This is a genomic window from Candidatus Limnocylindria bacterium (genome assembly GCA_036523395.1).
GTDB lineage: Bacteria > Chloroflexota > Limnocylindria > P2-11E > P2-11E > CF-39.
Window position 1 is genome coordinate 1 of record DATDEH010000014.1, and the last position, 12,575, is coordinate 12,575.

19 protein-coding genes are annotated in these 12,575 nt (G+C 66.4%); 9 read left to right on the forward strand and 10 right to left on the reverse strand.

The window, feature by feature from the left end; genetic code table 11:
- Nucleotides 1-131 precede the first annotated feature (131 nt).
- A complete protein-coding gene (locus VI056_01815; protein ID HEY6201755.1) occupies nt 132-491 on the forward strand; it encodes a cupin domain-containing protein in 360 nt (119 codons plus the stop codon).
- Between the two features lie 25 nt (nt 492-516).
- On the opposite strand, the gene VI056_01820 is transcribed toward VI056_01815, so the two are convergent.
- Both VI056_01820 and VI056_01825 read right to left on the reverse strand, forming a co-directional pair.
- A complete protein-coding gene (locus VI056_01820; GenBank protein HEY6201756.1) occupies nt 517-813 on the reverse strand; it encodes a MoaD/ThiS family protein in 297 nt (98 codons plus the stop codon).
- Nucleotides 810-1,997, reverse strand: a complete 1,188-nt coding sequence (locus tag VI056_01825; protein ID HEY6201757.1) for an exo-alpha-sialidase — start codon at nt 1,995-1,997, stop codon at nt 810-812. The genes VI056_01820 and VI056_01825 overlap by 4 nt, the downstream gene beginning before the upstream one ends.
- Before the next feature lie 68 nt (nt 1,998-2,065).
- Between VI056_01825 and VI056_01830 the strand changes: the two genes are divergently transcribed.
- From VI056_01830 to VI056_01845, 4 genes are read left to right on the forward strand one after another with little or no spacing between them, the layout of a single operon-like run.
- The gene (locus VI056_01830) at nt 2,066-2,518 is read left to right on the forward strand and encodes a helix-turn-helix transcriptional regulator (protein HEY6201758.1); all 453 of its coding nucleotides are present in this window, start codon (nt 2,066-2,068) and stop codon (nt 2,516-2,518) included.
- 38 nt (nt 2,519-2,556) lie between these two features.
- Nucleotides 2,557-2,985 (forward strand): VOC family protein, encoded by a 429-nt coding sequence (locus tag VI056_01835; GenBank protein ID HEY6201759.1) that lies wholly within the window; start codon nt 2,557-2,559, stop codon nt 2,983-2,985.
- 1 nt (nt 2,986) lies between these two features.
- Entirely contained in the window at nt 2,987-3,442 is a 456-nt protein-coding gene (locus VI056_01840; GenBank protein ID HEY6201760.1) for a DUF1801 domain-containing protein, read from the forward strand.
- Between the two features lie 14 nt (nt 3,443-3,456).
- Nucleotides 3,457-4,299, forward strand: a complete 843-nt coding sequence (locus VI056_01845; protein HEY6201761.1) for a crosslink repair DNA glycosylase YcaQ family protein — start codon at nt 3,457-3,459, stop codon at nt 4,297-4,299.
- Here the strand turns inward: VI056_01845 and VI056_01850 are convergent.
- Nucleotides 4,281-4,535: an RDD family protein gene (locus tag VI056_01850; protein HEY6201762.1), complete on the reverse strand. Its 255-nt coding sequence runs from the start codon at nt 4,533-4,535 to the stop codon at nt 4,281-4,283. The two genes, VI056_01845 and VI056_01850, sit on opposite strands and share 19 nt — an antisense overlap.
- Before the next feature lie 220 nt (nt 4,536-4,755).
- Here VI056_01850 and VI056_01855 point away from each other — a divergent pair, with 220 nt between their 5' ends.
- The gene (locus tag VI056_01855) at nt 4,756-5,256 is read left to right on the forward strand and encodes a DinB family protein (GenBank protein ID HEY6201763.1); all 501 of its coding nucleotides are present in this window, start codon (nt 4,756-4,758) and stop codon (nt 5,254-5,256) included.
- 165 nt (nt 5,257-5,421) lie between these two features.
- On the opposite strand, the gene VI056_01860 is transcribed toward VI056_01855, so the two are convergent.
- From VI056_01860 to VI056_01885, 6 genes are all read right to left on the reverse strand, one after another.
- Nucleotides 5,422-6,336, reverse strand: coding sequence for a hypothetical protein (locus VI056_01860; GenBank protein ID HEY6201764.1), 915 nt, complete (start codon nt 6,334-6,336; stop codon nt 5,422-5,424).
- A gap of 129 nt (nt 6,337-6,465) precedes the next feature.
- Nucleotides 6,466-6,777, reverse strand: a complete 312-nt coding sequence (locus VI056_01865) for a hypothetical protein (GenBank protein ID HEY6201765.1) — start codon at nt 6,775-6,777, stop codon at nt 6,466-6,468.
- Nucleotides 6,778-6,889: 112 nt separating this feature from the next.
- Nucleotides 6,890-8,425: a carboxylesterase/lipase family protein gene (locus VI056_01870; GenBank protein HEY6201766.1), complete on the reverse strand. Its 1,536-nt coding sequence runs from the start codon at nt 8,423-8,425 to the stop codon at nt 6,890-6,892.
- Between the two features lie 27 nt (nt 8,426-8,452).
- Nucleotides 8,453-9,547, reverse strand: a complete 1,095-nt coding sequence (locus tag VI056_01875; GenBank protein ID HEY6201767.1) for a hypothetical protein — start codon at nt 9,545-9,547, stop codon at nt 8,453-8,455.
- Between the two features lie 102 nt (nt 9,548-9,649).
- Entirely contained in the window at nt 9,650-10,054 is a 405-nt protein-coding gene (locus VI056_01880; GenBank protein HEY6201768.1) for a flavodoxin domain-containing protein, read from the reverse strand.
- 76 nt (nt 10,055-10,130) lie between these two features.
- Entirely contained in the window at nt 10,131-10,526 is a 396-nt protein-coding gene (locus tag VI056_01885; protein HEY6201769.1) for a cupin domain-containing protein, read from the reverse strand.
- 102 nt (nt 10,527-10,628) lie between these two features.
- Between VI056_01885 and VI056_01890 the strand changes: the two genes are divergently transcribed.
- From VI056_01890 to VI056_01900, 3 genes are read left to right on the forward strand one after another with little or no spacing between them, the layout of a single operon-like run.
- Nucleotides 10,629-10,997 carry a hypothetical protein gene (locus tag VI056_01890; GenBank protein ID HEY6201770.1) on the forward strand — a complete coding sequence of 123 codons (369 nt, stop codon included), beginning with the start codon at nt 10,629-10,631 and terminating at the stop codon, nt 10,995-10,997.
- Nucleotides 10,998-11,032: 35 nt separating this feature from the next.
- Nucleotides 11,033-11,743: a DsbA family protein gene (locus VI056_01895; protein ID HEY6201771.1), complete on the forward strand. Its 711-nt coding sequence runs from the start codon at nt 11,033-11,035 to the stop codon at nt 11,741-11,743.
- Nucleotides 11,740-12,153: a vitamin K epoxide reductase family protein gene (locus tag VI056_01900; GenBank protein ID HEY6201772.1), complete on the forward strand. Its 414-nt coding sequence runs from the start codon at nt 11,740-11,742 to the stop codon at nt 12,151-12,153. The genes VI056_01895 and VI056_01900 overlap by 4 nt, the downstream gene beginning before the upstream one ends.
- Here the strand turns inward: VI056_01900 and VI056_01905 are convergent.
- The coding region (locus VI056_01905) for a hypothetical protein (protein HEY6201773.1) at nt 12,046-12,575 on the reverse strand (530 nt) is incomplete at its 5' end. The two genes, VI056_01900 and VI056_01905, sit on opposite strands and share 108 nt — an antisense overlap.

A 12,575-nucleotide genomic window follows, 5' to 3' on the forward strand; every position in this document is an offset into this window, starting at 1 on the left:
ATCGAGCATCACCCCGCGATTGTCACGCAACAAGTCGGTCCACGTTCGGGCTCGATCCATTTGGATGTTCGAACCCTCCGGGCTACTCGTGTCACGAGACGGTGCCGTCGATCGCGCCCATACTCAAACGCATGGTCGACCGTAAGCCCGGAGCTTTGGTCCCGGCGACCGCGTCCCGACTCGCCGATCTCGTCGAGTACGCCGAGGGCTCGATCGTGAGCCGAGCGATCGCTCAGCAGCCCTTCGCGTCGCTCACGCTCTTCGCCTTCGATGCTGGGCAGGCGCTCAGCGAGCACACCACAGCGTTCGACGCGTACCTCCAGGTCCTCGACGGTGAGGCGGACCTCGTTGTCGGCGGAAAGGCGCTCGTTGTGCGCGCTGGGCAGGTCGCGCTGATGCCCGGTGGCGTGCCGCACGAGGTGAACGCCCGCGTGCGGTTCAAGATGCTGCTCACGATGGTGAGGGCCGATCCCCGCGAGCGAGGTTCATGACCGGAGCGTCACGGACTCTCTTGGGCTAGCCGCCCGCGATGGCACCGATCACGAGGAAGGGTTCCTTTCCGGTGACCACGTCCTCCGGCAACGGCGCATCCGGCGACTCGTGCGACAGATCCTGCTGGCACGCGAAGAACCGTATGAACGCGCGGCGTTCCCGAGTCGTGTGATCGCGGATGGTGCCCCGCAGCATCGGATAGGCCGTCTCCAGTGCGTCGAGGACGGCGCGCTGTGTCACGGTGCCCTTCACGTCGAGCGCTAGCTCGTTGCTGACGCGCGCGAGCGTCCGCAGATGATGCGGAAGCACGACGCGGATCATCGCAGCGTCTGCACCTCCACCGAGAGCACCGGCGGCAGATCGCGAACGATCGGTGCCCAGCTGTCTCCGGCGTCCGCGGACGCGTACACCTGGCCGCCGGTCGTGCCGAAGTACACGCCGCATTTGTCGAGCGAGTCGACCGCCATCGCGTCGCGCAGCACGTTCACGTAGCAGTCGCTCTGCGGCAGACCCTTCGTCAGCGCCTCCCACTCGTTCCCGCCGCTGCGGCTCCGGTACACCCGCAGCTTCCCATCGGGCACGAAGTGCTCGGAGTCGCTCTTGATCGGGACGACGTAGATCGTTTCCGGCTCGTTGGCGTTCACGTCGATCACGAAGCCGAAGTCGCTCGGCAGGTTCCCGCTCACTTCTCTCCATGTGTCGCCCGCATCGTCACTTCGCAAGACATCCCAGTGCTTCTGCATGAACAACACGTTCGGTCGCGAGGGGTGCATGGCGATGCGGTGAACGCAGTGGCCGATCTCAGCGTCCGGGTCAGGTATGTACTGCGACCTCAGTCCGCGGTTGATCGGCTTCCACGTCGTGCCAGCGTCGTCCGTCCGGAATGCGCCGGCCGACGAGATCGCGACGAACAGTCGCTTGGGATCCTTCGGGTCCTCGATGATCGTGTGCAGGCAGAGGCCGCCCGCTCCAGGCTGCCACTGCGGGCCGGTGCCGTGGCCGCGTAGCCCCGAGAGCTCCTTCCAGTTCTGGCCGCCGTCGGTGGTGCGGAAGAGCGCGGCGTCCTCGACACCGGCGTAGACCGTGTCCGGGTCCGTCAGTGACGGCTCGAGATGCCAGACGCGCTTGAACTCCCACGGCCGCTGAGATCCGTCGTACCACTGGTGCGTCGTGAGCGGCTTGCCCGTCTCGGGTGATGCGTCGTACGCGAACTTGTTGCTCTCGCCTTTCGGCATCCCGTCCGGTGTCTTGGTCGGTTCGCCGGGTGGTGTCCCGGGCTGATGCCACGTCTTACCGCCGTCGTCCGATCTCTGGATGATCTGGCCGAACCAACCGCTTGTCTGTGAAGCGAAGAGCCGTTCGGGATCAGCCGGGGAGCCCTTCACGTGGTAGATCTCCCAGCCCGCGAAGTGCGGACCGCTGACGCTCCATTTCTTGCGCTGCCCGTCCGCCTCGAGGACGAACGCGCCCTTGCGTGTGCCGACGAGTACTCGCACTTTGCTCATTCCCTGGTCCTCCCCGCTGTCGTTCCCCCCATGATGCCTAAGGTCTTGCGATGCCGTAGCGTCTCACCGTGAGCCGAGACATCGAGGACATGAACAGGCGCCTGCTGCGCGCCCGCGACGCCATGGACCGCGCCTACGCCGAGCCGCTCGACGTCCGCTCCGTGGCCGCCGTAGCCAATCTCTCCGAGGCGCATTTCAGCCGCAGCTTCCGCGCCACCTTCGGGGAGACGCCGCACCGTTACCTTCAGCGGCGGCGGGTCGAGCGCTCGATGTTCCTACTGCGCGAGACCGACCGCAGCGTCACCGACATCTGCTTCGACGTCGGCTTCATGAGCCTCGGAACCTTCAGCCGCACGTTCCGGGAGATCGTCGGTGAAACGCCGTCGGACTACCGCGCGGCGAATGGACCGGTCATGGCGCCAAACTGCATCTGGATGGCGGCCACCCGGCCACGCGCCGCATCGAGCGTCGCGACGCGATCGAGCAGTTTTGGAGAAGCGGACGCGCCAGCGGCTCCCTAGCCTCGTCACGTAGAGATTCGCCAAAGGAGAACGGAAGGATGATCACCAAGCTGAACGTCGCATCGATCTTTGTCCTCGACAAGGACGAGGCCCTCGACTTCTATGTCAACAAGCTCGGGCTAGAGAAGGGCCAGGACGTCAAGCAAGGCTCGTACCGCTGGCTGACGGTGCGCGTCCCCGGCAACGGTACGGAGATTTCCCTGGAGCAGCCCGGTTCGCCACTGCACGATGACGCCACCGCCGCGCAGCTCCGCGAGCTGATCGCCAAGGGTGCGATGAGCTCCCTCGTCTTCAACACCGACGACGTCAGGGGTCTGTACGAGACCCTCCAGGCGCGCGGCGTCACTGATTTCACCCAGGAGCCCATCGAGCACTTCTACGGCACGGACATGGGCTTCCGCGATCCCTTCGGCAACGCGATCCGGATCCTCCAGCAGGGCAAAGTCGCCCAGAAGGTGACGGCCTGATATGCCTGAAAAGAAGAGCGCAAAGAACGCCACGCGTAAGACGGCGCCGATAGTGGGACTCAGCGCCGCAGAAAAAGCCGCGCTGAAGGAGACCATCGCGGATCAGAAGGCCGCCGCCGCCGGCCTCGAGGGTGAGAAGGCGTTGCTGGCGAAGATCGCCTCGATGGTCGAACCGGACCGCGGCATGGCCAAGCGGATCCACGCGATCGTCAAGGCCAACGCGCCAACGCTTCAGCCGACGACCTGGTACGGGATGCCCGCGTACTCCAAGAATGGCAAGGCCGTTCTCTTCTTCCAGGACAAGGCGAAGTTCAAGGCGAGGTACGCCACGTTCGGCTTCAACGACAACGCCAGCTTGGACGACGGCAACATGTGGCCGACCTCATACGCGCTGACGAAGCTGACTCCCGCCGATGAGGCAAAGATCACCGCGCTTGTGAAGAAAGCGGCGCGCTGACAGTCTCCCGGCTCGTGCTCACGCGGGCGCAAATCCTCGCGTTCCGCCGGCACACTGGGGCGCTCGACGAACGGCTCCCTCGCGGGCGGCGCTCGCTCCGGCGTGCGGCGTGGGCGGGCCTCCAAGACAGCATGCCTCGCGCCGCGCTCCTCTCCATCCATGCACGCGTCGAGCGAACCAAGCCGTCGACGTGGGAGGACTCGTCACTCGTCCAGATCTGGGGACCGCGTTACCACGCGTACGTCATCCCGACGCGGGATCTCGCCGTCTTCTCGCTCGGGAGGCTGCCCGATGAGGGCGGCGCCCTGCGTGTCGCAGAGGACCTGGCCGCTCGCCTGCACCGCCACCTTCGCGGTACGAGGATCGCGTATGGCGATGCGGGCACAGCGCTCGGCGGGCACCCCAATCGGCTCACGTACGCCGCACCGACCGGCACGGTCCTGATCCGCTGGGACGGCGCACGACGACCGATCGTCTGGACGGTACCGCGGCCCAAGGTCGATCCGCGCGATGCTCGCCTCGAGCTCGCGCGTCGCTACCTGCACATCTTCGGTCCCACCACACGAACACCGATCAGTGACTCCTGGATCCTCACGAGCGACGAACCGACGCTCCGCGCCGCCGCTCGGCCCCCAGCTTCAGCGCGGCTCCTCCCGAGCGGCGACACCTACTACCTTCTTCAAGGACGCGACCGCCAGCTCCTGGTCCCGCGCACCTCTTCTCGCCGCGCGCTCTGGACGCCTCGCGTCTGGCCCGGTGCCGTCCTCGTCGAAGGCGAGATCGCCGGGACATGGCGACGTTCAGTCGGGACGGTGACCATCCAGACCTGGCGCTGCCGCTATGCCTTGACCACGTAGGTGCCGGCGATCTTGTCGTGCCAGCCCTGCTTCTGCGCGTCGAACGCCGCCCAGATGACGCCGAGGAGGAACACCACGCACGAGATGAAGAAGCCGACGTAGCGAAGGAACGCGCCGGCGTAATCGAGGTACGAGCCGTCTGTCTTCACCACGCGGATGTTGAGCGCGCGGCTTCCGAGCGTCTGTCCTTTGCCGGCCGCCGACCAGAAGTACGTGAAGTACGCGGCTTGGAACAGCGTGGAGAGTCCCTGGTACTGAGTGTCGCCGCATCACCGCCGAGGGCGGTCGAGACAGCGCCTGCGATGATCCCGATCCCGATGGCGTCGATGATGATCGCGAGCGCCCGCGTTCCCCAACCGGCTTTCTCCGCGGTCGCTACGGCGGGCATGGTCGTTGCTGACATGGAGACCCCCCTTCCTTCGGCGCGCAGTCTAGTTCGGGCAATATGCGTCCCTCGTGTACGACACACCGCTCACGATCGACCAGGTCCTCACGCGGCTTGCGGAGCAGCCGAAGGAGATCGCCGTGATCACGGCGGATCTCCCGCGAGCCCGTGTGCAGCGTGCCCCGCACCGCGACGAGTGGTCCGTCAATGATGTGCTCGCCCATCTCCGTTCGTGCGGCGACATGTGGGGCAAATACATGGCGACGATCCTCGCCGAAGATCGGCCGACGATCCGAGCGACCAGTCCCAGGACGTGGATCAAGAAGACCAACTATCCCGAGCTGGAATTCGCGATCTCCTTCCGCGCCTTTGCGAAGCAGCGTGCCGAGCTACTGAGGCTCCTGCGTCCTTTGCCAAAGGCAGCCTGGTATCGCACCGCGATGGTGACCGGCGCCGGAAGGCCACGCGAACGAACGGTGTTCGAGTACGCGCAGTGGCTCGCTGACCACGAGCGAACTCATGTGAAACAGATCGCGCGCATCGCGAGTGGATCACGAGGGAGGGCCGCATGATCGACGGCATCAGCCCCAAGCAGTTCCACGAGTCCGAGGCCGGGCGTCGATGACCTCCACCCGGACGTTGATGTGCGGCATGCGCGACGAGTTCGCGCCCTCGTGGTGGACGCTGGCCGACGCGGCGGGCAACGAGGTCGACATCGCCACCACGACGGGTCGTGATTAGCCGCGCTCGTACCAGTCCAACACCCGCATCGCGCGTAGCGTGTTCCAGCGGCTGGGCTTGCCCACGCCTTCGTCCATGTCGAAGTACACCGAACCCGGACGACCGGGATGCGGATTCTCCAAAGGCCAGCGTCCGTCTGCGGATCGCTTGCCCTTGACCAGGTCGATCGCCTCCGCCCAGCGCTCGTCCGGCTCGACCTCCGCGCTCCGCAGGTAGTCGAGCCCCCGCAGCACGTCGTAGTACCAACGCGGCGGGAATGAGAAGAGCAGCCACTCCCTGTTCACCACCGCACCGGTCGATAGTCGGCGGAACATGTGACGGTCGAGGAGGAACGCCTCTCCCTTGCGGCGTGCAGCTGTCAGCCCGGGCCAGGCTCCGACGGATCGCTCGTGTTGCAGCAGGCCCTCAAGCACGTCGATCGTGCTGTGGAACGACGACCGCGTGGAGCCCCGCTCCGCTTCGCAGTTCCATCCGCCGTCACTCAGCTGTTCGCTGAGGAGCCGATCGACGACGGCGCGCACGTCCTGGCCGAAGTACGAGCCGATCGCCACGGCCTTCCCGTTGATGCACGGCTCGACCTCTCCCGAGAAGTACGCCTGGCCGGCGTGCTCCCACTTGGCGTTGTCGCGGACCAGGGCCACCGCGCGGCGTGCCTGCGCGCTCATCGGGTCGAGCCCCATGTATCGCAGCAGCAACAACGTGTGCGTGGTCGAGGTCCACTCGGGGAAGAGACTGCCGCCGGCCCACAGCCCGTCCGGCCCCTGAAGGGCGAGAAGGCGTGCGCCCCATCCTTCCGTGGCGACCTTCGAGCGCTCCGCGGCGACGACATCGGCGGGCTCTCGAGTGAGATCGCGCATCACCTGCCAACGGATGGAGGGGTCGCCGGCAAGCAGCCAATCCACAACGCTCACGGGCCCACCCCCAATCGGATTCGATCCAAGTCTCGCTGAGCACGGACGACTCCGCACATCACGCGGGGTGCCACCATAGATAAAAGGACCGCCGGCGCTTCGAGGCCGGCGGTCAGGAACGCGGGATGGCTAGGCGAGCGTCGTCTCTGGTCCTTCGACCACCTGCGCAACGCCCTCGAAGATCGCTCCGATCACCACCCCACCGATCACGGCGGGGACGATGAGCAGGCCGTCCCACTGTGGCCCGAGGTCTGTGAGGCCCGTGAACCACCGCGTCCACGTGATCTCGCTCGCGAGCCATCCGCCGATGGCCGCGCCGATCCCTGTGATCAGCCACTCGTACGGCGTCTTGGGCTGCAGGAACATCTGCGCCAGGAAGCCGAGGACGAGTGCCGCGACGATGACGACCGCGAATGCGCCGATTCCCATGTCGAGCTGCATTTCTTATCTCCTTTCGCGCTTCAGCATGATTCCCACCGCATCTGGCAGATATCCGGTCGGCCCGTTTTCACTGTCGGGTAGATGCGGAGTCTCTGCGGCTGGACGGGCATCGCTATCGGGTGCCTTCCCACAGCGCCCTCTCCGAAGCCCGCGGATCGCTCACGACCTCGGAGATCGTGTTGAAACGCATCGTCGCCCTGCGGTCGAGCTCGTACTCGGGCCACCCCGGATCTCCTCGACCGATGAACGAGACCCACGCGGAATGCATGGTGGCCGCGAGCTGCCGCGGCGGGTCGTCACCGAGGAGATCTCCGAGCATCTGGCTTGGGCCTTTGTCGAGCGTGTCGAAGACGAATGGGATCTCGAGCCCATGGCAGGCACCGAAGAGTCCGCTCGCGGCTGGTGACGGCCATGCGAATTCGTACATGTACGTGCGCGATGCAGTGCTCACGTGAGCATCGGCGAGACGGATCGCCGGAATTCGGCACCACCAGTCGGTCTGGATGGCCGCGAGAAGGTCGCCGGGTGTGGCCTTCGGGTTCGCGGCGCGATAGACGGCCAGCGCGCGTTCGATGGGTAGTCCATAAGCCGCGAAGCTTTGTGGCCCGTACTCGATGACGGGACCGCTGAGCATCTGGTCGGTGATCTGGCCGATGGCTCCGGTGAACGCCAGGAACATGCGCCAGTCGTCGACGTTCGTGCCGACGATCAGGTCCACATCGGCGGCGGAGCCAGTCCGAATGCGCTCCAACGGTGCCGACGGGATCACGTCTCCATCGATGACGGGCTGCGTCAGCATCGCGCCGGCCATGCTGACGCACCACTGGCCCGGGTCGGGATGCGCCGCCACGTCCGCGTCCAGCGCCGCGTGCGCGGCGATGATCCGATCGAACGGGACCGCGGCCATCGCCTCATGAGTGGGTTCGACCCCGAGCTTCTCGGCGAAGTACTCGCCGATCCGCCGCGCCGCGTCGGCTGAGATGACGTGATGCGCGGCGCCGCTCTGAAGGATGGCGCGCCGGAACAGGCCCTTCGCACGTGGCACCGCGAGCAGCATCCCGATGCTCATCGCGCCCGCGGACTCGCCGCAGATGGTGACGTTGTCCGGATCGCCACCGAAGGCAGTGATGTTCTCGCGTACCCAGCGCATCGCCGCGATCTGGTCGAGAAGACCGCGGTTGGGCGTCCCGTCCTTCAGGTAGAGGAAGCCCTCGGGACCGGAACGGTAGTTGATGGCCACGCACACGACGCCATCGCGCGCGAAGCGACTGCCGTCGTACCACGCGTTGGACCCAGCCCGGAACGAGCCGCCGGTGATCCAGATCATCACCGGAAGGCGCACCGCTCCCAAGTCGGGCGTCCAGATATTGAGGTTCAGGCAGTCCTCGCCCACTGGCGCACGATCCCACGGAGCGGGCGCATTCTCGGTCCCCGGGAACGGAGGCTGCGGCGGCTTACGTCCGTCGACGAAGGCGTCGCGAACGCCGGTCCACGGCTCGGCCGGCTGCGGCGCGCGGAGACGATTCGCGCCGAAGGGCGGAGCGGCGTATGGGATTCCTTTGAACGTGCGGACACCGTCGGCGAGCATGCCGCGCACCTTCCCTTGCCGGATGCTGACGAGCGGACTGGTCGCGTATGTGACTGCCATCGGTCGCTCCTATCCGGGGTAGAACCCCTATGTCGTCGTAGCGCGAAAGAGCGGATACCACGCGAGGTAGGTCTTCGCGATCTCGCGCGCGAGCCGAAGCGGCGAGAGACCGTTCGGCATCCGCAGGTGCTGCAGGCCCATTTCGGTGTAGGTCGCTCCGGGGCGTCCTGAGAGGACCGACCACAGGCGGCGCGATTCGCCAACGGGGATGACGTGGTCGTACCGGTCGTGCAGAAGCATGATCCGCGGCGCCTTGATGTCGTTCACGTAGCTCATCGGTGACATCGTCATGAGCCGTTCCTTCGCGGCACGCGGCAGCTCACGAAGCGCGCTCTCCACATCGTCAGCCCCGGCGGACAGGAGCCGCAGGGAGGCGCGGCCATCCATAGAGAGCTCGCTCGCGTCGACGTGACCTATCGGCGACCGGATGATGACGGTCTTGGACGCGTTCCAGGTGATGCGTTTCTCGAACGCTTCTCTCAAGCGCGTTGCGTCGGCCGGTGGCAGCCAATCGGTGACGGAACGCACGTACGTCTGCCACGTGAGCGGATCGACGTCCCACGGTTCCCGAACATCGCCAAGCGTGCGTGTGCCGCTCGCGATGTCCACCGCGAGCGTCCACATCGAGGAGTACGGCGCGTAAGCAAAGACGAACGTCACGCGGTCACGAATGCGCGGACTCGCGGCGGCCATGAGCGCGAACGACGCGCCGACACACACGCCCAGCACGCCACTCCTGGTCGCGTCGACATACGGCTGCTGGATCAGCGTTCCGTAGGCGGACGCAAGCTCCCCGATGTCTCCGGCATCGAGGCGGAGGTCGCGCATCGTCGTCGAGCGGTGGAGAAGCGCCGCGAAGCCGGAACGCGCAAGTCCGTCGCCGAGGCGCGTGACCAGCGGATGTTCGACGCCGGCCGGGACGACGCCCAGGACGACGAGGACGCCGGGATGCGGACCATCGGACGGCGGGCGGTACAGATCAGCCTCACCCCGGCCGCCATGGGTCGTGAGCCAGCGCGTCTCGATCGCCGGCCGTCTCGTCATTCGATCGACCGGCCCGGAAGGTATGGGCAGCATCTTGAGCATGAACACCGTGGCCCTGGCGATCGCGCGGGCAGTCACCCGCGCACCTCGGGACTCGCTCCGGGTCGCGATCACCCAGCGGCCGCTGGCAGCGGAGCCGCGGTCAGCTTTTCCGCGACCGCCATCGATCACTCATCGATCTCAGTGAAGCTTGCCGCGGTCGAGCGCCCCGAAGAAGACGTGGTGATCGCGCGCGCGCAAGCCCTCCTTGAGATCCGCGACTTCCTTCCGCACCGCGCCGGCGCGGAGGTCGCGTCCATGGGCATCGGTCGTCTCCGCGCTGATCGGGCCACTGCTGAACAGCCACAGCGGATGTGTTGAGAGGATCGGACGGTTGTGCTCGACGAATCGGACCGCGTCCTTTAGCCACGAACCGATGTAGACAGCGCTACCGACGACGAATGCGTCGTACGTGCCGGCGTCGCGCACCTCATCCACGCGGCGTGCGTCGACCGAGAGCCGCTGCTGTCCGAGTTTCGCCGCGATCCGCTTTGCGATGCCTTCAGTCGCGCCGTATTTCGTTGCGTATGCGACCAGCACCTTCATGCGAGGACCTCCAACCTGGCGCTCATGGCCGCTCTCGGCCGGCGCATGCGTCTCCGGTCGGCGTCGTCCGCGTGTTTCAGGCCGGGACAGGCTGCGGTCGCTGTGTCTCGGCCGCGTCGGCGTCGGCCTTCGTCGCGTGGATCGTTTCGGCAGCGTGCTGCGGCGGGGCGTACACCGTGAACAGCTTCATCGGTCGCTCGCCCGTGTTGACGACGTTGTGCAGGGCGCCGGCCGGAACGCAGAGGATCGCGCCCTTCTCGAAGGGCTCGCGAGCTCCGTTGATCACGGCAACGCCTTCGCCTTTCACGGCGTACAGGAGCTGATCGCCGTCGTGGCTCTCGGCACCGATCTCCTCGCCTGGGAGAAGAGACATGAGGACCACCTGGCTCTTGGCTGCGGTGAAGACGACCTTGCGGAAGGAGTCATTCTCCTTCGCGGCGTCTTTCAGCTCGATGATGCGTGGCTCAAGCATGGCAAGACCTCCTTGTCTCGACCGAGCATGCCGGGACGGCCCGCGACCGCACAGAGTCCGACGGACTTGCTGCGAAGGGTCAGATGACCTTTGCTATGTGCGATGGATGACGACAGACGGCGCTGGACCGGCCGTCGCCCAGGCTGTGGGTGTCTGTCCGGATGTGGGAGCTTTCTCTTCGTCCTCGTGCTCGGCGGTGCGCTGAGCCTCTTCAACGCCGTGTTCGGGATCGGCGTGTCGGTCGGGATCCCATTCACTCAGAGCAACGTCACGGCGGCGGGCTCGATCGGTACGAAGGACAAGGTCGTGAGCGGCCTGCCGAGCTACACGCAGGGCAGGCTCGCGGGCAATCAGAACTTCATCAATCAATCGGGGACGCTCACCGTCGGACCGGCGGAGGGAGTCGGGATCTTCGTGATCGGCAAACAGGAAGGGGCGCCCGCCGTCGACCTCTATCTGGTGCTTCGCTAAGGAGCACGCGGCGCACGCCACCTAACATCCGAGCCATGGCGCCGCCCAGGACCCGCGCAGAGCGTCAGCGCATCCGTCGCGGCGGCGCGCGAGCCGATCCAGCGCGTCCCTCGGGACTTCAGCTGGCGATCGCAGGGTTCGTCGCGGTCGCGGGCGTCCTCGCCTTCATCGCGTTCAGCGGCGGCGCGTCGCCGCCCTCGTCGTCCACGCCCGCCCCCGGTGTGCGGCAGGCGAGCCACGTCCGCGGCTCGGACACCGCGCCCATCACGATCGAGGAGTGGGCGGATTTCCAGTGCCCGGCCTGCGGCATGTTCGCGCGCACGACCGAGCCTCAGCTCGTCACGACGTATGTATCGCGAGGACAGGTGAAGATCGTCTACCGTCACTTCGCGTTCCTTGGCCCGGAGTCGCAGTGGGCGGCGGAAGCCTCGGAGTGCGCGGACGAGGAAGGGAAGTTCTGGGAATTCCATGACCGTCTCTTCGCGTCTCAGGCCGGCGAGAATCGCGGGACGTTCTCGAAAGACAACCTGAAGCGCATCGGCGAAGCGCTCGGTCTCAGTCCCTCCTTTGCGGCTTGTGTCGACTCTGGCCGCCATGCCCAGCGCGTCCGCGACGAGACACAAGTCGGTCAGGGCAAAGACGTGCGCGCGACGCCGACGATGTTCGTTCAGGAACGGAAGATCGAGGGCGCGGCAACGTTCGATCAACTGAAGACGATCATCGACGCGCTGACCGCCGCTCGTTGAGAAGGACGGCCGCGGTCGTCTCGGGGATCGGCCTCGTCATCTCCGCATATCTGACCTGGGTCCACTACTCGGGCGACCTCGCGCTCTGCATCGGCGTGGGCGGTTGCGAGATCGTCCAAGGCAGTCGCTTTGCCGTCGCCGGTGGCGTGCCGGTCGCACTCATCGGCCTCGGTGGATTCCTGCTCATCTTCGCCATCGCGGTCATCCGACTCCGCAAGGCAGCGCCGGTGTGGGCCGACACCACGATCTTCGCACTCAGCATCGCGGCGACGCTTTACGTCGCGTACCTGACCTACATCGAACTATTCGTGCTCGGCGCGGTGTGTCCGTGGTGTGTCGCCGTCGCGGTGTGCTCGGTCATCGTGCTTGTGGTCGTCAGCCTTGAGCTGCTCCGGCCGTGGCGGAACTGAGCCGTACTGACGAGTCCTGCGACGGAGACGATGGTCATCACAGTGGGATGGATCGTCCCGCGTGGTGCGCGGGGCGCCCTCCACGACAGCCTGGCGGAACATCGGGTAGAGCGAGAGGTAGAACCGCAGTACCTCGCGCACCAGCCGCAGCGGCGACAGCCTCCGCTTCGTCGGGTCGGCGTGCTGGAACATCGCGTACTCGGTGTACGTCGCGCCGGCGCGGCCTGCGAGGGCACCAGCGAGGCGGCGCGACTCGCCGACGGGGATCACCAGATCGTCTCGATCGTGGCCCACGATGATCATCGGAGCCGAGACCTCGTCGATGTGCTGCAGAGGTGACATCGCATCGAGGCGGTCGCGCAGGGAGGGCGGGAGCCGCCGTAACGCAAGCTCGGCGGCCTCCCGACCTGGCGCCGCGAGCA